The 24,049-nt window shown below is 56.9% G+C and carries 23 protein-coding genes and 1 riboswitch; of the genes, 4 read left to right on the top strand and 19 right to left on the bottom strand.

The window, feature by feature from the left end:
* The first annotated feature begins 72 nt into the window (after positions 1–72).
* The gene (locus F4V43_RS06540) at positions 73–417 is read left to right on the top strand and encodes a hypothetical protein (RefSeq protein WP_150457425.1); all 345 of its coding nucleotides are present in this window, start codon (positions 73–75) and stop codon (positions 415–417) included.
* A gap of 188 nt (positions 418–605) precedes the next feature.
* On the opposite strand, the gene murB is transcribed toward F4V43_RS06540, so the two are convergent.
* From murB to F4V43_RS06460, 17 genes are all read right to left on the bottom strand, one after another.
* A complete protein-coding gene (gene murB, locus F4V43_RS06535; protein WP_150457424.1) occupies positions 606–1,535 on the bottom strand; it encodes a UDP-N-acetylmuramate dehydrogenase in 930 nt (309 codons plus the stop codon).
* Between the two features lie 213 nt (positions 1,536–1,748).
* Entirely contained in the window at positions 1,749–2,603 is an 855-nt protein-coding gene (locus F4V43_RS06530; protein ID WP_150457423.1) for a (2Fe-2S)-binding protein, read from the bottom strand.
* A 24-nt stretch (positions 2,604–2,627) separates the two neighbouring features.
* The gene (locus tag F4V43_RS06525) at positions 2,628–3,434 is read right to left on the bottom strand and encodes an ABC transporter ATP-binding protein (protein WP_150457422.1); all 807 of its coding nucleotides are present in this window, start codon (positions 3,432–3,434) and stop codon (positions 2,628–2,630) included.
* A 32-nt stretch (positions 3,435–3,466) separates the two neighbouring features.
* On the bottom strand, positions 3,467–4,492 hold the full coding sequence (locus F4V43_RS06520) for a FecCD family ABC transporter permease (protein ID WP_150457421.1): 1,026 nt from the start codon (positions 4,490–4,492) through the stop codon (positions 3,467–3,469).
* Positions 4,489–5,547, bottom strand: a complete 1,059-nt coding sequence (locus F4V43_RS06515) for a FecCD family ABC transporter permease (protein WP_150457420.1) — start codon at positions 5,545–5,547, stop codon at positions 4,489–4,491. The genes F4V43_RS06520 and F4V43_RS06515 overlap by 4 nt, the downstream gene beginning before the upstream one ends.
* 137 nt (positions 5,548–5,684) lie before the next feature.
* Positions 5,685–6,692 carry an ABC transporter substrate-binding protein gene (locus tag F4V43_RS06510; RefSeq protein WP_150457419.1) on the bottom strand — a complete coding sequence of 336 codons (1,008 nt, stop codon included), beginning with the start codon at positions 6,690–6,692 and terminating at the stop codon, positions 5,685–5,687.
* A 113-nt stretch (positions 6,693–6,805) separates the two neighbouring features.
* On the bottom strand, positions 6,806–8,623 hold the full coding sequence (locus F4V43_RS06505; protein ID WP_150457418.1) for an APC family permease: 1,818 nt from the start codon (positions 8,621–8,623) through the stop codon (positions 6,806–6,808).
* A 127-nt stretch (positions 8,624–8,750) separates the two neighbouring features.
* Positions 8,751–8,909, bottom strand: a riboswitch (cyclic di-AMP (ydaO/yuaA leader).
* Positions 8,910–9,087: 178 nt separating this feature from the next.
* Positions 9,088–9,549: a disulfide oxidoreductase gene (locus F4V43_RS06500; RefSeq protein WP_150457417.1), complete on the bottom strand. Its 462-nt coding sequence runs from the start codon at positions 9,547–9,549 to the stop codon at positions 9,088–9,090.
* On the bottom strand, positions 9,549–10,268 hold the full coding sequence (locus tag F4V43_RS06495) for a DsbA family protein (RefSeq protein WP_150457416.1): 720 nt from the start codon (positions 10,266–10,268) through the stop codon (positions 9,549–9,551). Before F4V43_RS06495 ends, F4V43_RS06500 begins: the two co-directional genes overlap by 1 nt.
* 224 nt (positions 10,269–10,492) lie before the next feature.
* Positions 10,493–11,809 carry a hemolysin family protein gene (locus F4V43_RS06490; RefSeq protein WP_150457415.1) on the bottom strand — a complete coding sequence of 439 codons (1,317 nt, stop codon included), beginning with the start codon at positions 11,807–11,809 and terminating at the stop codon, positions 10,493–10,495.
* Between the two features lie 277 nt (positions 11,810–12,086).
* A complete protein-coding gene (gene gerQ, locus F4V43_RS06485; RefSeq protein ID WP_223879802.1) occupies positions 12,087–12,452 on the bottom strand; it encodes a spore coat protein GerQ in 366 nt (121 codons plus the stop codon).
* Between the two features lie 88 nt (positions 12,453–12,540).
* The gene (locus tag F4V43_RS06480) at positions 12,541–12,963 is read right to left on the bottom strand and encodes a cell wall hydrolase (protein ID WP_150457413.1); all 423 of its coding nucleotides are present in this window, start codon (positions 12,961–12,963) and stop codon (positions 12,541–12,543) included.
* A 116-nt stretch (positions 12,964–13,079) separates the two neighbouring features.
* The gene (locus F4V43_RS06475; RefSeq protein ID WP_150457412.1) at positions 13,080–13,835 is read right to left on the bottom strand and encodes an SDR family oxidoreductase; all 756 of its coding nucleotides are present in this window, start codon (positions 13,833–13,835) and stop codon (positions 13,080–13,082) included.
* 171 nt (positions 13,836–14,006) lie between these two features.
* Positions 14,007–14,408 carry a DUF2500 domain-containing protein gene (locus F4V43_RS06470; RefSeq protein WP_223879794.1) on the bottom strand — a complete coding sequence of 134 codons (402 nt, stop codon included), beginning with the start codon at positions 14,406–14,408 and terminating at the stop codon, positions 14,007–14,009.
* Between the two features lie 152 nt (positions 14,409–14,560).
* Positions 14,561–14,734 carry a hypothetical protein gene (locus F4V43_RS19680; RefSeq protein WP_191089497.1) on the bottom strand — a complete coding sequence of 58 codons (174 nt, stop codon included), beginning with the start codon at positions 14,732–14,734 and terminating at the stop codon, positions 14,561–14,563.
* 216 nt (positions 14,735–14,950) lie between these two features.
* Positions 14,951–16,234 (bottom strand): VPS10 domain-containing protein, encoded by a 1,284-nt coding sequence (locus tag F4V43_RS06465; protein ID WP_150457411.1) that lies wholly within the window; start codon positions 16,232–16,234, stop codon positions 14,951–14,953.
* 32 nt (positions 16,235–16,266) lie between these two features.
* Positions 16,267–17,661 (bottom strand): amino acid permease, encoded by a 1,395-nt coding sequence (locus F4V43_RS06460; RefSeq protein WP_150457410.1) that lies wholly within the window; start codon positions 17,659–17,661, stop codon positions 16,267–16,269.
* A gap of 162 nt (positions 17,662–17,823) precedes the next feature.
* Here F4V43_RS06460 and F4V43_RS06455 point away from each other — a divergent pair, with 162 nt between their 5' ends.
* Complete coding sequence (locus tag F4V43_RS06455; protein ID WP_150457409.1) at positions 17,824–18,747, top strand: L-lactate dehydrogenase; 924 nt, start codon at positions 17,824–17,826, stop codon at positions 18,745–18,747.
* A gap of 269 nt (positions 18,748–19,016) precedes the next feature.
* On the opposite strand, the gene F4V43_RS06450 is transcribed toward F4V43_RS06455, so the two are convergent.
* Together F4V43_RS06450 and F4V43_RS06445 are read right to left on the bottom strand one after the other, a co-directional pair.
* Entirely contained in the window at positions 19,017–19,919 is a 903-nt protein-coding gene (locus F4V43_RS06450; protein WP_150457408.1) for a tyrosine-type recombinase/integrase, read from the bottom strand.
* Positions 19,910–20,854 carry a LysR family transcriptional regulator gene (locus tag F4V43_RS06445; RefSeq protein ID WP_150457407.1) on the bottom strand — a complete coding sequence of 315 codons (945 nt, stop codon included), beginning with the start codon at positions 20,852–20,854 and terminating at the stop codon, positions 19,910–19,912. Before F4V43_RS06445 ends, F4V43_RS06450 begins: the two co-directional genes overlap by 10 nt.
* A gap of 116 nt (positions 20,855–20,970) precedes the next feature.
* On the opposite strand from F4V43_RS06445, the gene F4V43_RS06440 reads away from it, so the two are divergent.
* Together F4V43_RS06440 and F4V43_RS06435 are read left to right on the top strand one after the other, a co-directional pair.
* A complete protein-coding gene (locus F4V43_RS06440; RefSeq protein WP_150457406.1) occupies positions 20,971–22,293 on the top strand; it encodes an APC family permease in 1,323 nt (440 codons plus the stop codon).
* 498 nt (positions 22,294–22,791) lie between these two features.
* Positions 22,792–24,045 (top strand): hypothetical protein, encoded by a 1,254-nt coding sequence (locus tag F4V43_RS06435; RefSeq protein WP_150457405.1) that lies wholly within the window; start codon positions 22,792–22,794, stop codon positions 24,043–24,045.
* Positions 24,046–24,049: the final 4 nt, after the last annotated feature.

Raw genomic sequence — 24,049 nt, 5'->3', positions numbered from 1 at the left:
TTCCTCGAATGGATTCATTCCCGGCACTGCGGGTAAAATAATCTGTAGGATCAGGAAAGGACGTGGGCGATAATGGCAAAAGAAATCCAGCAAATTACCCAATGGCTTGAAGAACGCATGGGCCGAACCATTGCAATCGACAAAAGAGAGCAGGACGATCTGGATTCGGTCCAGATTGAACTAAGCGGCGTCGATTACCGGGACGCGGAGGCGCAGGGCGTCATTGACGATTACCTCGACAGCGCCTTTATTCTCCGCGGACTGGGCAGCACCCTCAACGCAGAAGGCGAACGGGTTCCGCTGCCCACTTCCAGTTATGAAATCGCCGTACCCGGCCTTTCCGTCCGCCCGGAAGGGGACTCTCTCGTTCTTCATACCGAGCGGGCTGAATACACCCTGTCGCCGTTTGGCGAATAGGCGCTCTCTACCCGGGAGCCAATATACGGACAGACCGGCTTCGCCGCTCTCCATAACGCGAACAGCCCGCATGCTGCGGCCCCGAAAGGGGCACAGCAAGCGGGCTGTTCATTCTGCACGGCAGCAGCGCGTAATCTCGAGAGCAGACGATCGGACATCAGGCAGGCTAAGCCTTGACTGCCTGGAGATCAGGCCCGGTCCGCTGCCTCATCTTCTCCGATAATCCGGACTTCCGTCTCCAGCTCCACGCCGAATTTCTCCAGTACGGTGGCTCTCACGTGATGAATCAAGGAAATATAATCTCCGGCCGTAGCATTCTCGGCATTCACAATAAAGCCGGCATGCTTGCGCGAGACTTCGGCCCCGCCGATCCGCGTTCCCTGAAGTCCGCTCTCCTGGATAAGCTGTCCGGCATACCGGCCCGGCGGCCGTTTGAACACGCTGCCGCAGGACGGGTATTCGAGCGGCTGCTTCGATTCCCGCAGCTCGGTCAAATGGTCCATCTTCTCCCGGATATCCGCCCGGTCTCCTTCTTTCAGCGCAAACCGCGCTTCCAGCACCAGATAACCGCCCTCAGCGAAGATGCTGGAGCGGTAGCCCCAGGACAGCGCCTCCCCCTCCAGCTTCACCAGCTTGCCTTCCGGGTTCACCGCAAGGGCGCTGTGCAGCACGTCGGCGATTTCTCCGCCGTAGGCTCCGGCGTTCATATAGAGGGCGCCTCCGACCGTTCCCGGGATGCCGCAGGCAAATTCGAGTCCGGTCAGACCCAGCTCCAGCGCGCGGCGGGATACATCAATAATGCGGGCGCCGCACTGGGCCACGAGCCATTCGCCGTCCTGTTCGATCCGGTCCAGACCTGCCGTATAGAGAACAATGCCCCGGACTCCGCCGTCGCGAATGATGACGTTCGAGCCGTTGCCAAGCACCGTCAGGGGGACACCGTTCCTGGCCGCGTAAGCCGCGATGGCGCAGAACTCCTCATAATCGGCGGGAATCGCCAGAAGATCCGCGACCCCTCCCATCCGGGTGAACACATATTCCTTGAGGGATTCCCGGCTGCGGACGGTTCCCTTTGGAACCAGGGCCGCAAGCTCCTCCTGCATTTGCTCTATCGTCATGGAACTATACTCCTTTGTACGTTGTCGGTCGTATTTAAGCAACCCCAACTGTATCAACGAACAGGCTTTCTTGTCAATGACCGCGCGTATCGGCGGAGACGCGCACAGCAAAAGACCGCTGTTCTTCGCCAGGCGAGTCGGCAGTCTCTGTCGTCCTTAATGCTATAAGGGGGATCGGGCCGTTTGGCAGAGATCGATGCGGCCCGGCTGAGATCAGTCTTCAGGATGCGGCCGGCAATAGGCCTCCCGTCTGCGGCTGCGCTCCTTCTCGCTGATCCGCGGACACGTATAGCAGTAAGAACCGCCTTCCGTGTTGAAATACTGGCAGCATTTATTGCCCATCTGGACGTACTTGCCGGGTTCATCCAGAGCTTCGATGAGCCGGACGGGAACGTCGAACGGATTCTTCGCCATGCCAAAGAGCGAACCCGGGAGCTTCTTCAGCACTTCATAGTCGGCCCGGAGCCGGGCCGCGACGGCCGGATCGCTTGCCGGACCGGTCAGCAGATCGGCGTAGTAATTGAACCGCGAGGGCAGCTGGCCCCACAGTTCTCCCGGAGCGAGGCCTGTCGCGGCCGACAAGCGGCCGATGACCGGCAGCAGCGTATCCCGGTAGAAACGGGTATAGGCTCCCTCCAACCAGGCTGTCCGCAGCTCCGGCCCTTCCGGCGCGGCAGTACTCTCCTTGCCCGACCAGACAAAGGCCGTCCGGCAGTAGCCCGCAGCGGGAATCAGATGCAGTTCCAGCTCATTCAGGGAAAAATCAGGCATCCGGTCATGGAATAAAGCGGCATATTGAAGTCCAAGCGCCGCTACCGAGCAGGCGGAAGCGGTGTAGGCGCCCACGGCCTTGGGATCCAGCGCCTTCATCAAAGGGGTATAGGCGCAGACAAAGGCCGCCATCCCTTCGGCCGTAGCGAGCGCCGCCAGCGGAACGGAATGAACGGAACCGGCAGGCGCGTCCAGGTGAATATCCAGATGATCGGCGAGACCGTCCGAGAGTCTATGCCGGTCCCGAAGTGGAGCTTCCTCGCCCTCCGTCCAGGTCGATTGGTTCGTCTTCGTCATTGTTAATCCGCCTCCTTCCTCTTTTTACACGCCCGAAGCCTGTCGCATCGCCAGTTCATACGGCAGACAGAGCGGCAGCCCGGTCCGCGGATCGGTCACAATGTCGGCTTCGATGCCGAATACTTCGCGCAGCACATCCGGCGTCATGACGACTTCCGGAGATCCTTCGCTGACCACGCTGCCCGATTTGATCGCCACCATGTGCTGAGCATAGCGGGAGGCGTGGTTCAGGTCATGGACGACCATGATAATGGTCCGTCCTTCGCGTTCGTTCAGACGCTGAAGCAGCTGCAGCACTTCCAGCTGGTGCGCCATGTCAAGGAAGGTCGTTGGCTCGTCCAGGAACAGGATTTCGGTCTGCTGGGCCAAGGCCATTGCGATCCACGCCCGCTGACGCTGTCCTCCCGAGAGACGGTCAATCGGCCGGTCGGCAAATGCGGTCATGCCGGTCACTTCGATCGCTTCGGCGACAATTGCCCGGTCTTCCGCCGTCATGGCGCCGAAGCCTTTCTGATGCGGGTAGCGTCCGTAGCTGACCAGCTCGGATACGGTCAGTCCGTCGGGAGCCGTCGGGTTCTGCGGCAGAATGGCAAGCTGGCGGGCGACCTCCTTGGTGGACTGGCTGTGAATCGACTTGCCGTCCAGCATGACGCTCCCGCTCTTGGGCTTCATCAGCCTCGCCATGGTCTTAAGAATGGTAGACTTGCCGGACCCGTTTGCGCCGACCAGCGCAGTAATTTGCCCTGTCGGAATCGACAGGTTCAAGTCGCTTACAATCAAGGTATCGGCATAACCGATGGACAGCTCCCGGGCGTTCAGACGTTCCCGCATGGTTCAACACTCCTCAGCTCAACGTATAGGATTCAGGCCTTCGCACGGGCCAGCAAATACAGGAAATACGGGGCGCCGATGACGGCGACGACGACGCCGGCGGGAATCTCCGCCGGCTGCATGATCCAGCGGCCGATTGTATCGGCCGCGAGCAGCAGCAGCGAGCCGGTCAGCGCCGAGGCCGGCAGCAGAATCTGGTGCCGCGGGCCGACCAGACGCCGCGCCAGATGCGGCGCAATAAGGCCCACGAAGCCGATTCCGCCGCTGACGGCGACGCAGGCGCCGGCTAGCGCCACGGCGGCCCCCATCAGCAGCAGCCGCTCCCGGCCCACGGCAACGCCGATGCCGGATGCCGCAGCGTCGCCCAGATTCAGCGCGTTCAGTACGCGCGCTTTCAGGAAGATGAGCGGCAGCAGAACGCCTGCCCAAGGCAGCAGCGCCCAGACAAAGGGCCAGCCTCCGCCCCAGATCTTCCCTGCGATCCAGGTCGCGACAAAGGCATAATTCTGCGGATTCAGCTTCAAGGCCCATACGATCTGAACCGCATTGATTCCCGCCGTCAGGGCAATGCCCGAGAGAATCAGCCGGGTAGGCGCGGCGCCTTCTCCCTTCCGGTACGCCAGCAGATAGATGAGCGCCGCCGCAGCGGCCGCACCTCCCAGCGCCAGTGCCGGGAGCACATAGACCGGAGCGGCCGTAACCGCCGGGAAGTAGGAGATGAACAGGATGACCGCCAGGCCCGCGCCGGCCGTTATGCCCAGGGTAGCGGGTTCGGCCAGCGCATTCCGTGCCAGGCTCTGCAGCACGCAGCCGGATACCGCGAAGCCTGCGCCCACCAGAAGGGCAACGGTAATCCGCGGCAGGCGGAAATCGAACAGGATCAGATGCTGCTGGGGACTCCCCTTTCCGGCCAGCGTGCGCAGCACATCCGGCGCCGACAGCTTCATATAGCCGGTATTCATGCCGAGAACTGCTACAACGGCAACGAGGAGGGCCAGAACCGCCACCACCGCCATTCCGCCCGCTCCGCCGCCTGCACGTACAGGTCTTCTTCTCATCGGGCGCTCCCCCTCTCCCTGCGCGCAAGGACGAAGAAGAAGGGAACACCGATCAGCGCGATCAACGCGCCGACCGGCGTCTCATAAGGGGGACTGACCAGCCGGGCCGCTGTGTCGGCCGCGACAAGCAGCAGCGCGCCCAGCACAGCCGAACACGGAATAATCCAGCGGTAATCCAGACCCACCAGGAAGCGTACCAGATGCGGAACAATCAGTCCGAGAAAAGCAACCGGCCCCACCGCGGCAACCGCGGTGCCGGCCAGTATGGTCACGATGGCCAGGCCAATCGCCTGAACCAGCCCGGTTCTTTGCCCGAGGCCGCTGGCCACGTCGCTTCCCAGGCTGAGCACGGTAACCGGGCGGGCCATCATCAGAGCTGCAACAAGACCGCCGACAGACCAAGGGGCAATCAGGCGCAGCTGATCCCAGGTCGCTCCGGCAACGCCGCCGGCATACCAGAAGGCCAAGTCCTGGCTCAGATTGAACATCAGGGCGATGCCTTGGCTGACAGCGGACAGCAGAGCGCTTACCGCCGCTCCGGCGAGCGTCAGCCGAAGAGGCGTCAGACCGCTGAAGGATAGCGAACCGACGCCGAAGACGACTAGAGCCGCCACGGCCGCCCCGGCAAAGGAGAACAGCATCAGCTCCCAGAAGCTCACCGACGGCAGGAACGCGAAGGCCGCAGCCATCGCCGCGCCTCCTCCGGCATTCAGCCCCAGCAGGCCGGAATCGGCCAGCGGGTTACGAGTCATGCCCTGCATCATGGCGCCCGCGACGGCCAGGCATGCGCCCACGAGAGCGCCGGCGATCGTGCGCGGCAGCCGGATTTCACGGATCACGACATGGGTCTGAAGCTCCGGCTGATAGCGAAGCAGCGCCTGCATGACCGTGCCAAGATCGATGTCTACCGCTCCCGCAGCGATGGAGACCGCCATGGCCAGGAGCAGCGCGAGGAATCCGAACGCAAGAATGAACCAAGCAAAGCGGGGTCTGGAGCGCAGGTCCGGTCTGGCCGTAGATGATGTATGGGGGATGGATGCGGAATTGTGAACCATTCGGCCTGCTCCTTTTGATAATGATAACCAATATCAGTAGCTACATTATCGCAAATCCGAGACGGTTGTACAAGACAGGCGCACAGGTTGCCAAAAAAGAACAGGCACCGGTTCGCCCGGTGCCTGCCTGCAAGGTTCTATTTGACCAGAAACTTAAGAACGTCGTCGATTACTTGGGAACCGGCCGTCGGTCCGTTGTAGAGCCAGCTGCTGGACGCTTCCAGTTCATAGACATGCCCGGCCTTGACGGCAGGGATGCCCTTCCAGATCGCACTGTTCAGCACATCGGAGCCCTCGGTCTTATCGCTGTTGACAAGGAAAAGATGATCGGCCTTGAGTTCCGCAAGCTTCTCCAGCGTCACGGGATTCCAACTGGCCCGGTTCGCTTCGGGAATATCCGTGACCAGGTTCGGAGGCGTGAGCCCCAGATCACGGTACAGGACCGAACCGCTCGACTGTGTCTCATCCACCAGGTAGAAATTCTTCTGAACCAGCCAGACCACTGCCGCCGACTGGCCGGATACCGCCTTTGCCAGCTTGGCCTTGGCATCCGCAGCCTTCCGGTCATATTCTGCTATGGCTGCTTCCGCCTGCCCGCTTCTGCCGAGAAGACCGCCGATCGTTGTCAGCGCCTTGCGCCAGTCTTTGCCCGTCTCGTCGCCAAGTACATAGGTTGGCGCTACTTTGCTGTACTGGTCGTACAGACCGTTCTGCACAGCCGATTCCGATCCGATGAGGATAAGGTCGGGCGCGAAGCTGATCACCGCCTCCAGCGGCAGATCATAGCTGATCGTCGGGACACCGGACAGCTTGTCGGATAAGTAGTCCTGGACGCCGTTCGGAACGGACCACTGAGCTACCGGTGTGACCCCCAGTGTAACCAGGTAGTCTTCCAGGTAGGAGGCCAGCACCTTTTGCGGGTTCGCCGGAATCTTCACTTCGTGCCCCATGGCATCGGTCACCGTCTTCCCGGCCGATTGCGGTTCGGCCGACGCAGCGGTTGCCGGTGGCGGGCTCTCGGCCGGGGCCGGGCTGCTGGCGGAGCCGTTATTGGAATTGCCGCAGGCGGAAGCCAGCAGCGCAATCATCAGGACACCGGCCAGAGCGGCAGACCGGGATTTACGGGAACTCGTAAACTTGAACATTTATTTTCCTCCTAAAAATCAACCTGTCTCATTATCATTACAAATGATATTGATTATCATTATCTCTGTCAAGAGAGACAAAAAAAGCGCCCGGGGAACCGGGCGCCAAGCTTTTACTTATGAAGATGGAAAGGAACGGTTGCAACGACGACATCCTTCTGGTTCATGAGGTACGTACGGATGAGGATACTCGTCTGGTTATGCAGGGCCGCCTGCCACCAATGCTTGGTGATAAACTGCGGAATCAGAATGGTGATGTGGTCGGTTGCCGATGTCTTCCATTCGACGGTGTCAATAAATTTCAGCAGCGGCCGGATGATGCTCCGGTAACGGGAACGCAGCACAATCAGTCGGACGCCCGGATTCCACTCCTCCCACTTCTGTTCCATCTTGTGAATCTCTTCTTCATCGAAGCCAATGTAGACAGCCACCACGTTGTCGGTCAGCGATTTGGCATAGCTGATGGAATGCAGGACGGCCCGGGTAACGCCGGAGACCGGAACAATGACGGTGCTTCCTTTAATGCAGGGTTTATCTTTATCCAGCTGGATGCGCAGCTCGTCGGCCGTGTTCTGATAATGCCGATGGATGCGCATGAAGATGAACATGACGATCGGCAGGAAGAGGAATGCCATCCATACATTGGCGAACTTCGTAATGATGAAGATCAGCGTAATGGTCAGCGTCGTCAGCATCCCGATGGTATTGATAATAAATTTGGTTCTCCAGCCGCTCGGCTTGAGCCGGTACCAGCGAATCATCATGCCCAGCTGGGACAGGGTGAACGGAATGAATACGCCGACGGCATACAGCGGAATCAGATTCTCGGTATGGCCGTGGAAGGCTGCCACCAGGAGCGCCGACAGCACGCCCAGGAAGATAATGCCGTTGGAGAAGCCCAGACGGTCGCCGCGAATCATGAAAGCGTGAGGCAGGTATTTATCCTTGGCCAGCATGAACGACAGCAGCGGGAAGGCCGAATAGGCGGTATTGGCCGCAAGGAACAGGATAACGGCGGTCAGTCCCTGAATGATAAAGTAGATGCCGCCGCGGCCGAAGGTCGATTCGGCGATCTGGGAGACGACGGTCGCCTTCTCGTTCGGCGTGATGCCGTACCAGTAAGCGAGCAGCGTAATGCCGGTAAACATGAAGCCCAGCAGCACGCCCATCATCATCAGGGTCTTGGCTGCGTTCTTCTCGGAAGGCGCCTTAAAGTTCGGGATGGCATTGGATACCGCCTCTACCCCGGTCAGAGCCGAACAGCCGGAACTGAATGCCTTCAGCAGCAGGAACAGGCTGACATTCGATACGGCGGTGCCAATCTCCGGAACAGCGGCGTGGGAGCCCTGGGTCATATATTTCACAACGCCGGAGAGAATCAGCACAACGATGGCAACCACGAACAGATAGACCGGAATGGCGATGAAGGAGGCCGATTCCGTTACTCCGCGCAAGTTGATAATGGTCAGAATCAGAATGACGGTTACCGCAATGCCTACGCTGTGATTGTGCAGACTCGGAAAAGCGGAGGTGATGGCATCGGTGCCTGCCGATGCGCTGACCGCAACCGTCAGGATGTAATCGACCAGCAGCGAACCGCCGGCGAGCAGGCCGGTAGATACGCCAAGGTTGTTCTTGGCGACGATATAAGCGCCGCCTCCCTGCGGGTAAGCGTAAATCGTCTGGCGATAGGATAAGATCAATATTGCCAGCAACGCCAAAACTGCCAGGGCAATCGGGAGGGAATACCAAATCGCCGTAAAGCCGGCGGCGACCAGAACGAGCAGGATTTGCTCGGTGCCGTAAGCGACGGACGACAGGGCGTCCGACGACAAGACCGCAAGTGCTTTTACTTTGGTCAGTTTCTCCTGTTCGAGTTCGGTCGACTTTCGCGGCCGCCCGATCAGCAGACGTTTTACTTTGCTTACCATATGGGTTCGGTTCCTCTCTTTGGGTGAGTTGAAACGGCTATGCCGTGCGCTGTTTTCAGAAGCGAATTTTCATAAATAAAGGCACGAAAACAGGCATGCGGAAATGAGCCGCATGCCTGGGCATGGTTCATCATTCCACAGCAGCTTACGAGGTTAGCTGGCGGATTCGGACTGTGGAAGCCCTACGGCGCGGACCAAGCGGCCCAGCGTCGATTCACCCCTTTGACCCCAACAGCGGTCAGTTGGTTCCCCCGTTTTTCCTTGGAAAATTCAGCGCATATTCAACTTCTCACAAGGTCTAATATTAGAATAAAAAACCATCCGCCGTAAAGCGGTGAAAAAAATGAAAATAGAATGAAAAACAAGCTGTTTCCGTCAAAACCTCAAGAAGTTCGTTTTTTCTCTTTCATTCTCTTCTATTATCCCTGTTGCCCTTACTTTTATGTTCATTTGCGTACATTTTATTAACGGATGCTGCCGTCCTCTTGCCCGGCATTGTCTTCTTCGCCCTTTCTGCCCGCCCACAGCAGCAGCACGATCAGAATCTGGGCAATCAGCGCAAGCAGCGGGACGGTGATAAAGCCGAGAAAATCAAGGGAATCCTGCGTACACGGAACCCCAACCGTGCAGGAGAATACGCGCCCGAAGGCCGGTATCTTCTGCTCGGCATAGTGATAAATCGAGATCGCACCGCCGATGAAGCTGAGCGGCAGCGCGTAAGGAATGATCTTCCGGTCGTTGCGGTAGGTGGCAATTCCGAGCAAAATGACATGCGGATACATGAAGATCCGCTGGAACCAGCAGAGCCTGCAGGGCTCGTAATGCAACACCTCGCTTAGGTACAAGCTGCCCGCCGTGGCGACGACGGCAACCAGCCAGGCCAGATACAGGCAGTTGCGGCGCAGGAAACGTACCGCCCCGCCCATTACGGATTGGCCTTGGCTGCCGCCTTGTCAATCTCTGCGGCAACGGCGCTGTAATTAAAGGGGTCTTTTGTCTTTACTCCATTAATAAACAAGGAAGGCGTATTTGTAACATTGAACTTCTCTGCGGTCTTGTTGTCCCTTTCCAGCTCCTTGCGGTAGGTGGCATTCTCGATATCCTTGGCCAGCCGGTCGTAATCAATCTCCAGCTTCTCTTTCTGGGCCAGACTGACCAGATAGTCCTTGGTTGCCCACTCGGTCTGTTCATCTCCCTGGCTTGCATAGACGGCATCATAGAACTTCCAGAAGGCATCCGGGTTCTGATGATAGACCGACAGGGCGGCAAGCGAAGCCGTCTCGGAATCGGGGCCGACGAACGACATATTGACGAAGTAGAACGCAGCTTTGCCGGTATCAATGGCGTCCTGTACGATCTTCGGCTTCACGGTATTCGTGAAATCGGCGCAAGCTGGACATTTAAAATCTCCGAATTCCACCAGCTTCACCGGCGCATCGGCTTGTCCCAGCCGCGGCAGCTCGCTGTAGTTGAATTCCGGGTCCTGTTTGGACCAGAGCGCCAGAGCCGCGATCACGGCGATGACGACGACAGCTGTGAAGATCAGCATAATCCGGTTCCGGCGTTTGGCCCGTTCCTGTTCGGCGCGGCGCTGTTCCTTCTTGCTTGCAGCCTTGGCTGCTGTCTTGGACGATTGCTTATTCAAGTGGCATAAGTCCTTTCTCTCCCAAAATGAAATCAATCCGATTATAAAGGCTTGCCTTCCCGCTTGGCAACGCTGCCCCGCCGTACTGCATCTTGCCGCTGCCGCAAAAACCGCTCCGCCGGGGAGGGCGGAGCGGTCAGCGGTCTTGCATATTAAGGCAAGATAGAACAATCGAAACGGAGAAGTCGAAGCTTCGCGGCCATCCTTACGGGACCTTAGAGGCCTTAGGCTCCTTCTTCTTCCGCCAGATAATCGAGCTTCACCAGCCGAATCCGGGAGATTCGCTTGTGATCCGTCTCTTCGACCAGCAACAGATGACCTTCGGTCTCGTAGCGCTGGCCTTTCTGCGGCGGTCCGTCCTCCAGCTTGGCGTACAACCAGCCGCCGATGGTGTCGTAGTCCTCCGTCTCCAGCTGGAGGCCAAACTGCTCGTTGATCTCTTCAATCAGCATGAGGCCATCGACCGAATATTCGTCCTCTCCGATGACTTCAAGAGCAGGCCGCTCCTCGTCGAATTCATCCTGAATCTCGCCGACGATTTCCTCCATGATATCCTCCAGCGTGACCAGTCCGGAGGTCCCGCCGTATTCATCGATCAGAATGGCGATCTGCGTCTTCGCCTTCTGCATCAGCTTCAACAGCGCGCTGATCTGAATCGATTCCGGCACGGTCAGAATCGGGCGTACCAATTCCTCATAGCTGTGCGAGTTGCCGCGAATTAAATCCTTGATGTGAATGAACCCGATGATATGGTCCTTATCTCCTTCGCAGACCGGGTAGCGGGTCCGCATCCCCTCGAATGCGATCTCCAGATTCTCCTGGAGGGTTAGATGTTTGCTGAGGCAGATCATTTCCGTGCGCGGAATCATAATTTCGCGCGCCGTCGTATCGACAAACTCAAAGATGTTGTCTACCAGCGCCATTTCGGTGTTGTCAATCAATCCGTTCTTGTTGCTCTCCTGCATCAGACTGCGGATTTCTTCCTCGGTATGCGCGGTGCCAAGCTCCGACACCGGAGTCAGACGAAAGATCCGAAGCAGTCCCCCGGCAATGCCGTTGACCAGCCAGATCAGCGGATAGAGCAGACGGTAAAAGACGTTCATCGGCCCGGCCATCAGCAGCAGAACCCGCTCCGCTTTGTTGACGGCAATCGTCTTCGGAGCGAGCTCGCCGAGCACAATGTGCAGCACGGTAATAAACAGAAAGGCCAGTACGACGGATACGGCATGAACCCCTGCCGCGCCGATGCCCATTCCTCTCAGCATCGGCGAGATCGCCTGTGCGACCAGCGGTTCGCCCAGCCAGCCAAGCGCCAGGGAAGCCGCCGTAATGCCGAGCTGGCAGGCGGACAGATAGGCGTCCATGCGGCGCAGAATTCCGCGTGCGGGCACCGCCCGCTTGCTGCCTTCTTCAATGAGATGGTCAAGACGCGAAGCGCGCACCTTGACCATGGCGTACTCCACGGAAACAAAAAAACCATTCAACAGCACTAAAAGAAAAATAAGTCCAAGCCTTAATAAATCGGGTAAAGGGTCGCTCAACTGATTATCCTATCCGCTCCAGAGCAAATCGCCGGCGGATAGGCCACCTCCTTCGCTCTCTAAAAATGTGGGCCAATGCGACAGCCGACTTCTCCTTCAAGGTCAATTTCCCAACGCATTCATCTCCTGCCTGTCATCACGATTAGAATTATAATAATCATTATATAGATATATTTGGCCACTTCGCAACCATGCCTGTCCCTCTGCAAAAAGGACGAAAGGACGCCGCCCGCATCCGGGAAGCGTCCTCTTCCGCTGTTACCTGCCGTTTATGCGTTCAGCGCGAACGGGATACCGGCGGATTGCCGATGACTCCCGGGTACTGATAGACCAGCGGCTGATCGAAGGTCGCATAGTCGAGATTAACCATCAGCAGAATGGTGCGCTGGCCGGTATTAGGATCGCTGATGATGATATGGTCGCGGCCGGCGGCTTCCAGCACCCCTTTGAAGATCTTGGCATTCCACTCCGAATTGTTCTCGTAAGTCATATAGAAAGTACCGACTTTGCCGAGGTTAAGCCGCAAAATGTTCTCGATATAGGATTGCTCGAATACGGGCGGCGCCGTGGATACGACGGTTCCTCCCGGCGTCATGACCCCTCCGCTCGATACCTGGGGCGGCACGGCGCCCATTTGGGGCATTGCGGATCCGTGAGCTGTTGTGTAAGTAACGGGGCGATACGTTTGGTACATGGATAATTTCCTCCTGACAAAATAATCTTGGGATTCTCTAGTACACCGCCGGGCATTCCTCGCTGGAAGGACTGAAGAAACAGTGCGCCTTGTAGCGTCCGGTATTCTGCTGGTTGTACCAAGTTGCCGGACAATCGCCTTCGGGACGGAAGAACCAGAGGGCATTGCTGGCCGGCCAGGTGCGCTCGCCCGCTATGACCCGGTTCGCCAGCCGGATATCGCGCTCTCTGGCCCGCTGGTAGAAGTAGCCCTTCTGCGGAGCTTCGAATCCTCCCGGAGACTGGTAGACCATATCGTCGATGCTCCGGATATTCCGAAAGTCGAGGCAATTGCCCAGAATCCGGTTGACTCCGACATTCCCGACCATGAGCATTCCGGGGTCGCCGTCCTCTTCCGCTTCGGCGCGCATCAACCGGGCTAGCACTTTGACATCTTCGGAATTCGCCTTGATTACAGCCACGCGCTGTTCCCTCCCCAACAATCGGCTCCTTCAAGCCGACCGCTCTCGTGTTGCATGATGTATTGTATGTGCGAATGCCCAATGGGTGACTGTCCCGGGGAATCCCTTTTTCTTGGTCAGGGTTCGTAGATCATTTTGACGGTCATTCCTCCGTCGACCACCAGTCCGGCCCCTGTGATGAAGCGGTTCACCGAATCGGTCAGGTACAGACAAGCCCTGGCTATATCCTCCGGCTTGCCGACCCGACCGGCGGGATGCTGGGCATGGTCGATCTCTCTTAATTCCCGGTAATCCCCGGTCTCGATCCAGCCGGGATAAATACAGTTCACGGTAATGCCGTCCGGGCCTAGCGAGACCGCCATGGCATGCGTCAAAGACGCGATGGCTCCCTTGGAGGCCGCATAGGCCTCGGTATGAGGCTCGGACATGAGAGCCCGGGTAGAGGAAATATGAACAATCGCGCCTCCTTGTTCGTTGAGGCGCATGATTTTGGCAGCCTCGCGGGACGTCAGGAAGCATCCCTTGGCATTCGTATTCATCACCCGGTCCCACTGGTCTCCCGTCAGATCATAGAAAGAGGCCTGGTGCGGATCGGCGATGCCTGCATTATTGATGAGAATATCAACGGCGCCGTAGTGTTCCACAGTCCGGGCGATCAGAGCAACCACCTGCTCTTCGCGGCTTACATCACAGGCAATGAACCGGGCTTGTCCGCCTCCGGAACGGATATCGTCCGCCGTTCTCTCGCCTTGTTCAACAAGCAGGTCAGCCAGAATTACCCGCGCCCCTTCCGCCGCATAGCTGCGGGCAATGGCCGCCCCGATGCCCCGTGCCGCCCCCGTCACGATGACCGAATGATCCTTGTAACGCATTCTTATCAGCTCCTGAACGTTCAGTCTGGCCGGGTGCTCCGGCATGAAGAGTATAACAAAAAAGCCTGACCGACACCCGGCTGCCGAAGGATACGTCATCCTTGCGCCGGGAATCGTTCAGGCTTCGCAACCACTTGGAGCGGGTGCGTCCCCTGCCGCTCCTTCCTCCCCTTACCAGGTCTGAGCCGCCCGGTAATGCCGTTCCCGCTCAAAACCAAGGTATCGGGTACCCCGATAGCGAAGAGACCCGCGGTCCTGTTCAACGGCAGCCCCATAATCCGTACCGCCGACTATGAATTCCTTCCGGGTTCCATCCTCCAGCTCAAAGGTGAGATAGTACTGCATTTGTGTCCGGGCCGGCTCCCCTTCTTCCCGGAAACGCGGCCGGATTTCGCTTCGCTTGCCGACAATGCGGGCCGGTACAGTCTGCTGCGGCAGCCTGCTGTTGCGGACCCAGTTCCACAGTCCCCCTCCGGCGGACACGGCAAGAATGCCCAGCACTACGGCAATGAAGATCGGAATGACGGTTCCGACAAGATCGAACATCCAGACTGTCTCTTCTCCCAGTCCCATCAGCATTCCTCCCGTCACAAGTTCTCCTCGTCCGACGGCCGGGCGGGGTCTACTTCATGTATATGCAGGAGCCCGGAACCCATGTCTTCACGACAAAAAAGCACCGCTTCTATTGGAAGCGGCGCTTTCAGCGGGGATAAGGGCGATTCGTCTTACGCATGTACCAGGTCCAGCAATTGCTTGGTTTCGTCTTCATTCTGAGGCATCATGCCGTTCTCGGCCCAGCAGGCTCTGCATTGTTCTTCCGTCTCGCAGAGATAGGCGTCTTCGCAGTTGTAGCAGAGCTGAAGCAGGTTGCGGGTTACATAATCCGTTTCGAATGTCATGGTTGTTCTCTCCCATCGGGTTTTAAGTTTGTGAAATTTTGAACTTGCTCTCTATGTGTTAAATATATCACAAGGATTAAGGTTTGTCATGTGATTTTTTTCACATTTATCGAAAAATTTTAGATAAGTTTTAAGATGAAAAAGACCGGGCCTCTTCCGGGAGGTCCGGTCCTGCATTCTAGAAAGTCGGGCATTGGCAAGGCGGCGTTAAACCATCTACATGACCTTCCAGGTGACACCTCCGTTGATGGTCTGAAGAAGAATGGATCGTTTGGCTTCGGTTCGCTGAATCAGCAGCCATCCGGTCTTCTCGTCGATGAACTGCAGCTTGACGACTTCTGGGTATTCCTTGAGCTTGGCTTGAAGTACGGAACTGGCCGGAAGCGCCCGCCAAGCCTGGCCCTGGTTGCCTGTCCAATACAGAAGATCTCCGTTCAGCCACCAGCCGATCCGGGTATTCAGGAAAGTCGGCGGAATCCCGCGGTTCGGGTCGCTTCGCCCCGGAAGGCTGAAATCCGCATATTTCCAGCTAACCCCGCCATCGGCTGTAAAATAGCCGTGCTGCGTTACCTCAGCACCGACGTCGGCCTCACAGCTCACCGGGAGCCAGCCCGTCGTTTCGGTGAAGAACTGCGGACTTCCCGCCATCAGCTTTGAACATGTCTTCAAGGCGGCCGGCTGCGGCAGCGTGTCTGCCGCCTTCCAGCTGACCCCGCCATCTCCGGTTACAAAAAGCCGCACTTCTTCTCCGAACTGCATAGAGACTAGACCGTTGAACCGGTCGCGGAAGACCATCCCGCGCGAGACGCCGGTAATCGGAAGCGGCGGCTGGTCTGAATGGGGCGTATACTGTTCATTCTGCATGATCGTCTCCCAGGTAGCGCCTCCGTCTCCGGTGACGTAGAGCGCCTTGCTCTCCCTGTTCTCGGTATTGTCCCAGGTCGTCATCAGCCAGCCGTGCGCCGAGGAATCGAAATAAATGGCCGCGATCCGGCTGCTGGGGTTCAGCGCGGAGATCTTCCAGCTCTGTCCTCCATCCGAGGTGTGCAGCACAATTGTCTCCGTTATTCCCGAACCGGTCCGAACAATCCAGCCATGCCGGGAATCCGCGAAGAAGATATCCTGTCCGTACACCGGATTCGCCGTGAACTGCACGGTCGCTGCCGGAGAGATGTTGGTCCAGGTCTGACCATTGTCGCGGGTCATGTACATCCGAAGCGCATTCTTGGTAATTCCCCAGGCGATCCCTTCCTTCCCGTTCATCAGATAGAAATCGGTCAGCCGGGTCTGAATCTGGTACTTCTTCGTATTTGTATTGTCCAGATTGCCCGCATCCGGTGTAATCAGGGTGATGGTCTGCCCTTCTTCCGGCGGTTCCGTCGGCTGCGGCGGAAGAGAAGCCCGGGGAGCCGGCGAAGACGAACAGGCTGCCAGCAGCAGAACGGCCAGCAGAGCCGGCAGTGTGCGAATCCAGAAGTTGCTCTGCCTCTTCACTTTCACTGTCTCCTCCTCTTTAAGCGGCTGGTTGCTTTCTATTCGGAATTGCCTCTTCGAAGTTTCTTCGGATTCAGTTCACTGTTCCGGTATCCGTAGACGGCATAAATCACAAGTCCGACCAGCAGCCAGAGAAAAAATCCGATCCAGGCGTCCCGGTCCAGATTCAGCATCAGGTACGCGCAGGCTGCCGCACTCAGCAGCGGCACAACAGGAACCCAGGGCACGCGGAATCCGCGTTTCAGTTCAGGATTCAGATAACGCAGGGCAATTACGCCCAGGGACACGACCAGGAAGGCGAAGAGCGTTCCTATATTCGTCAGATTAGCCAGCCGGTCCAGCGGTACAAATCCGGTCAATACCGCAATCAATCCGCCAACAATCCAGGTGCTGCGGTTCGGAGTCTGGGTCTTGGGACTGACGGCGGACAGGCTCTTGGGCAGAAGGCCGTCGCGGGAAATGGCGAAGAGAAGCCGCGTCTGCCCGAACAGCATAACCAGCAGCACTGTCGTCATGCCGGCAATGGCGCCAACCGAGATCAGACCGGCAATAAAGTCCTGGTGTACAAAACGAAGCGCGTACGATACAGGATCGCTTACGTCCAGGTTGGCATACGGCACGATTCCGGTGAGAATCAGCGAGACGATAATATAAAGCGCCGTACAGACCGCCAAGGACGAAATAATGCCGATCGGCAGATCGCGCTGCGGCTGTTTGACCTCTTCCGCCGCCGTCGACAAGGCATCAAACCCGATATAGGCGAAGAATACCGTGGCCGCGCCGTTCACGACGCCGCTGAAGCCGAACGGCATGAACGGCGTCCAGTTCTCCGGCTTCACATAGAAGATACCGGCTGCAATAAATAGAGCAACGACAGCCAGCTTCACGATGACCATAATGCTGTTGAACCGGGCAGTCTCTTTGACCCCGCGGCTGAGCAGCCACGTAATCAGCAGAATAATGACAATGGCCGGCAGATTCACAACGGTTCCGTTGTCCGCATTATACGCTCCCGACAGCGCGGTCGGCAAATGGAGGCCGAAGCCTTCCAGCAGTCCCTGGAAATACCCGGACCAGCCGCTGCTGACCGCTGCGGCGGCAACGCCGTACTCCAGGACGAGGTCCCAACCGAGAATCCAGGCCAGCAGTTCGCCGAATGCGACATAGCTGTAAGCATAGGCGCTCCCCGATACAGGGATGGACGAAGCGAGCTCGGAGTAGCAGAGCGCGGAGAGCACGCAGGCGATTCCGGCCAGGACGAAGGAGAGCACCAGGGCCGGTCCGGCATGTTCAGCCGCGGCAACCCCGGTCATGACAAAGATGCCGGTGCCGATGATCGCTCCGACGCCGAGCGCAGTCAAATCAAGGGCTCCCAGCGTTTTGTTCAGCGTGGTGGTGCTGTTTTGAATCGACTTTTTGCGAAAAAGGTTCATAATTAATCGGTTCGCTCCTGTTCATTGACAAAATTGCGGGTGTCTATGCTTTTAATCTGGGTAATGGATTAAAAGCGCCCTACTTGAAAACCCTAAGTACAGATACTATGATGGATAAGATTGGACACAAAAAATTCTTTTTAAGCGGAGGAGATGGACGGAATGGCCCCTTATAAACCGAACCGAGTTGTAATTATCGGCACAGGCGCAGTCGGAACGACAACCGCTTATACGCTGTTGCTTCGCCGCCGCATGCCGGAGCTGGTGCTGATTGATGTCAATCATCAAAAAGCGCTGGGCGAAGCGCTGGACATGAACCACGGCATGCCATTCATCGGCGGTGTCAAACTGTGGGCGGGAACCTATGAAGACTGCCGGGAAGCCGACATCATCATTGTTACCGCCGGCGCCTCGCAGAAACCGGGCGAGACGCGGATTGACCTGCTGCGTAAGAACATCTCGATCTTCCGGGACATTATTCAGAAAATCACGAAATACAATTCGCACGGGATTCTCCTTATTGCAACCAATCCGGTCGATATCCTGTCCTATGCCACGCACAAAATCAGCGGTTTCGACCGCAGACGCGTGATCGGATCGGGTACCGTGCTGGACAGCGCCCGCTTCCGTTATTTGATCGGCAAGCAAAAAGAAATCGATCCGCGCAGCATTCACGGCCAGATTATCGGAGAACACGGCGACTCCGAAGTGCCTGTATGGTCGCTCGCCAACGTAGCCGGGATTGACCTGAACTTCACCGAAGAGGAACGGCAGTCGATCTACGAGAACACCAAGAACGCGGCCTATGAGATCATTAACGCCAAGGGCGCGACTTCCTTCGCCATCGCCTTGGCTCTCGACCGGATCGTCGACGCCATTCTGCACAATGAAGGCGCCGTGCTGAACGTCTCCACCCTCCTTAACAACTACAACGGCGTATCCGACGTCTTCCTCGGCGTTCCATGCGTAGTCGACCGTTCCGGAGTGCGCGAAGTGCTGGATCTGACGCTCAATGACCAGGAGCAGGCCCTGTTCCAGCAATCGGCCGAGAAGCTGAAGGGTGAAATTTCCAAGCTCGATCTGTAAAAAAGGATGTCAACAGAGAGGCTGCCGGGTCCAAGGGACCCGGCAGTTTTGTGATAACGCGGCTGCTACCGCCGCTTCAGACTCTCCTCTCGCTCGACTCGCCCTATGCGAAGACGCGTTAATGGATTGAAGTTGCATGCTGTCCAAAACCCCTATCCATGTTAACAAGTCAAAGAAGGCTTGTCATCATCAAATTGCAGAAGATGCAGTTTGTTCATATTTAAAGGTTTACATAATTAATATTATGAAAGACTTTCACCCCTTCTGCACTAAAGGTGCAGATTCAGACGCGACATCGCATCCTCCTTATCCCGGTCCGTAATATGCGTGTAGACCGTCGTCGTCTGAATCGATGAATGGCCCAGCAGCTCTTGTACGGTCCGAATATCCGCGCCTTTGCGCAGCAGCATGGTAGCGAAGGAATGGCGAAGCTTGTGGCTGGAGTAAGGACGCCGCGCCGACTCCGGCAGTCCCTCCTGGTAACGGGCGAAGGTCTCCGCCGCAATTTCCTGAATGGTGCGGATGGAGAGCCGGCGTCCTTTTTGCGAAATGAACAGCGCTTCCTCTCGGCTTCTCCACGGCGTCAGCCGCTCCTGAACCGCCTGATCCAAATAAATCGCCGCATCTGCGGGAACCGGTACGGTCCGCCACTTGCGGCCCTTGCCGAACACCCGCAGCACCCGGCGCTCCGCATCATAATCCCCGATGTTCAGCGTATGCACCTCTCCTACCCGCAGACCCATATAAGCCATCAGGAGGAAGATCGCCAGATTGCGGGTCTTGTATTTGCCCTCCACAGCCGACAAGAAATTCTGCAGCTCCCGTTCATCCAGATAGACCGGCTCCCGGTTGCGCTCCGTCTTGGCTTTCTTGATGCCCTCTGCGGGGTTATGCGTCAAGAGCTCCAGTTCATTCAGCGCCTTGAACAGACAGTTGACCGAAGCGTGCTTGCGGTTGCGGCTGGAGTCGCTGCTCCCAATCTCCCGCATGGCGCTTAAATACGAAATCACATGCAGCTTCTTGACGGATGCCAGCTCCCTGCCTCCGAGACGAAGCAGGAATTGCCGGGCGTCCGAGAGATAGGACGAGCGGGTATGGGGGGTATAGCCGGCATCTTTCATCCAGATTTCAAAAGCTTCCAGCGCTTCTTCGTATTCCGCTGTCATTTCCATCCTGCTTCCTCTCCTCTCCCGGATGCCAAGGCCAACGCTTCGCTCCGCCAACGCCCTGCATGGTCGTGGAGCGTTCTCAGAAATTCACCAAGCGCCGGGGATCTCCATTTCTTGCGGTGGCAGGCGACCTGGGTAGCTACGCGCTGATCGGTATCGTCCCAGTCCAGCGCGAGGAGGCGGCCATCCTCCAGCTCGCTTCGCACCGCTACCATGGGCAGGAAGGCAAGGCCCAGTCCCGCCATAGCGCACTGCTTGATGGCTTCAATGCTCCAGAATTCCATCTGCGGGTCAGGGAACACGCCGTGACGGTTCAAATACTGCTCGAACAGCAGCCGGTAAGAGCAGCCCGACTCGGTGTGCAGAAGGGTTTCTTCTATTAAATGGGCGGGCTCCACCTTGTCCTTCTTGCCGAGGGGATGACCGGGCGGTGCGACAAGCGCCATGTCCTCCTGAATCAGCGTCGCAATCTCCAGGTCCCGGTCTTCCGTGACTGGCTGGAGAATCAGCGCCAGGTCCAGCTCTCCGGTCCGCGCCAGGTCAAGCAGATGCCCGCAGGGACCTGGTTTCAGGACCAGCTCGACCCCCGGATAGCGGCTGCGGAAGTCGCGAATCACATCTGGCAGACGGTAGACGGCCAGCGATTCCGGTGCGCCAATCTTTAAGGAACCGCCAATCCGACTCTGCGAGCGGACGGCATCCTCGGCAAGAGAGTGCATCTTGGCGATTTCCTGGGCAAACGGCAAAAGTCTGGAGCCGGCATCGGTCAGCAGGATGCGTTTGCCGATCCGGTCGAACAACGGCTGTCCAAGCTCCTGCTCCAGCGACTGAATCTGGGCCGTAATGCTGGACTGGGCATACCCGAGCTTGGCGGCTGCCCGGGTGAAGCTTCCCGTCTCCACCACTACCAGAAAAGTAAACAGATGCCTTGATTCCATAGATGGGCCTCCTTCCATCGGAATTTTGAATGGATTGAATTGAAAGTTTCTGTTTTTCCAATGGATCTATTATCTGATAAGCTTGAATAAATGACAAGATCAGGAGGCTTCCCATAATGACTACTTCATCCCCTTCCTTGAAATCTACAATCGGACTGCCTCAGGCGGTCGCTCTCTATATCAGCTCCGTTCTGGGGTCGGGCGTGCTGATTGTTCCGGGACTCGCTGCGGAAATGGCCGGCCCGGCTTCGCTGCTGGCCTGGGGATTCATGGTTCTGCTGATCCTGCCGCTGGCGCTGTCCATGGGTCTCCTGTCGGCCCAATATCCGAACGCAGGCGGAGTCTCCCACTTCGTGACGCTGGCCTTCGGGCGCAAGGCCGGGACACTGGTCGGCTGGTTCTTTCTCATGTCCGTTCCGATCGGCGCCCCGGTCGCCGCCCTCACCGGCGCCGGCTATATGTCCGCCGCCATGGGGTGGGGCGAGCCGGTTCGGCTGCTGCTGGCCATTGCCATTCTGGCAGCGGGGCTTGGCATGAACATCATCGGCATGCAGCTGGCCGGCAAAGTCCAAATCGCCGTCGTCATCGCCATCGTGGCGGTGCTCGTATTCGCTTTTGCCGCCGCGCTGCCGGAGATACATTCGCAGAACTTCACCCCCTTCGCCCCGCATGGCTACGGAAGCGTGGGACAGTCCGCCGCGATCCTGTTCTGGTGCTTCATCGGCTGGGAAGCGGTCTCCCATCTCTCGGAGGAATTCAGCGATCCCAGACGGGCTGCGATCCAAGGCGTTACCATTGCCGCGCTGGTAGTCGGAGTTCTGTATTTCCTCTCCGCTCTGGCTGTTGTAGGCACCGCCAGTTATACCGGGGGAGCCTCAGACGCTTCGCTCGTCCGGATCATCAGCGAGCCGCTCGGGGCTTGGGGCGGTCTCATTGCAGGATTGACCGGCATGTTCATCTGCGCCGCTACCATCATTGCTTATGTCGGCGCCGCCTCACGCGTAGCGTATGCGCTGGCGCGCCAAGGAAGCGCCCCCGGCTGGATGGGCAAGCTCTCGGCTTCGCGGGGAACGCCGACCGGAGCGCTGCTGTTTCTGCTGTTGTGTTTCACCCTCGTGATGGCCCTCTACGGCACCGGCGCTGTCTCCCTCTCGCAGCTGATTCAATTTCCGAACGCCACTTTCATTCTGACTTATATCGGAGGCTGCGCGGCTGGAATCCGGTTATTAAAGGGGAGCCGCCTGGGTGTAGCCATCAGCTGGATTTCCTTTGCGGCGACAGCGGCGGTGTTCCCGTTCACGGGCAGAGCGATTGCTTATCCGCTCGTCATCATTGTCTTTTTTGTCGGGTTCCTTCTTTATAAGGAGAGACGGATACGCCATGCACACCAGATAACGGAACGGCAGGAGGAGTCGGCTGGACATACCGAAACCGGCTAGAAAGCGCGTATCTTCCCCGAAGCCGAGACACGGGGAATTATCGCTGGAACAGGCGGGATCATTCATTCTCGCCTGCTTTACCAGCTATATGTTTACATAATATTTAATATGAACAGTTGCTCTTTCCATGATAAATTTACATATTTTTATATAAACCGCATAAATAATGAGTGATCAACCTATTGTTTTAAATGAGATAATTTGGTATTATTGGGTTGCTGAGCAAAAGAAAACGTTTGCGCAGCAGAAATGTGTACCGCCGGCCAGCGTACAGAACCTTTTCCTGGCATCGAGAGCCTACATACGAAAGAATGCGAAAACTTGTAACTACTATTCTTGGGAGGTAGCAAAATTGAAGAAAATGAGCAAAGGTTTGTTGGCAGGACTGATCCTTACCGCTTCGCTGTCTTTCTTGGGTTCCTCGTTCGCCGTCTGAACAGGAATTCGTTCGCCGAAATGCGTTCGAATTCCTGTTATTGATTATGGAGGGGAATACCAATGAAGAAAATCGTTCTCCTTGCAAGCCTGTTCGGATTCATGCTCCTCATCCTGTCAAGCTGCGGCGAAGCTAAGGATTACAGCGATACCTATAATCCGGATACGGATTATCAATACTTTCTCCTTGAGCAAGGTCGCGCCATACAAAGTGGAGAAAGCGACACCGGCTATTACTTTTTGAACAATAACTACATCTATTATATGGACAAAGGTGCCATGAAGCCCGTTCTGCTGGATAATCGGCCTGAGTCGGACTGCTTGAAGCAGACCGCTACCGCCCCCATCAGCAACTGTAACGCCTACGTCTCCAACCTGGATGGATTATTCGGCGGATTCCTGGCCTACAACGATCACCATTTATATGTACTGGAATCTGCACAAGTGCTGGACAAGGACCGGGCGGTAACCCGGTATTCACTTATCCGTCTGTCTCTCGACGGAACCAAGCGAACCAAGGTGCTTGAATTCAAATTTCGTCCTATGGCAATCGCCATTCATCGCGGAATTGTCTATTATTCCTCCCAGGATTTTGACGTAAATTCCGACGGGAAATATCAGATCTTCCAGTATGATCTGAACAAAAGGTTCGCCAAGCCTAAGCAGGTGTACCTGGGCAAACTGGAGAAAGGAAGCATCGGCGACATTATTCCATACGGCAAGAATGTCTATTTTCTGGAGGCCGGCATCCAGAATGGGGCTAATCTTTATCGGACATTTAGATATGATATCCAAGACGAAACAGTCACCGGAATGTTCACCGGGGATCCAAAAGCAAACTGCGCACTAGTTGGAATTCTCCACGACAGATTGATCTTTAACAAGTTCTACGGAGATGTGAAGGATCCAAAGTCTTGGGTCATTTACGAAGCCGACCTGCAAGGGAACCATGAAGCGCCGCTGCCGATCGAGCGGGATTTTTTTACCTTTTATTATGCGGCAGACAAGTACATATTTGGACAACCTGCCTCTATCTATATGACACCTGAACAATTAAAGGCTGCTCCGGATGCCTATCGGATGACCGTATACGACCAGCAATATCAGCCGATCGATACCGTGGATCTTTCCTTTCTGCCCAAGGATCATAATCTATTGCCCGGAGATGATCGCTACATGTTTGCCCACTACCGTAAAGAAGATGCCAGCTACATCGCTTATTTGGACAAACAGGAACTGGGTTCTGGAAAAGCCAAGTTTAAGACGCTGATTAAAACCGATCACCCGGACACGGTCATCACTCAAATGGAGAAGTAGAACG

Origin of the sequence: Paenibacillus spiritus (assembly GCF_008710135.1) — a bacterium.
Classification (GTDB): Bacteria; Bacillota; Bacilli; order Paenibacillales; family Paenibacillaceae; genus Paenibacillus_AQ; species Paenibacillus_AQ glufosinatiresistens.
Note: the sequence above shows the minus strand (reverse complement) of the source record. Positions and strands in the feature narration are given on the sequence as shown.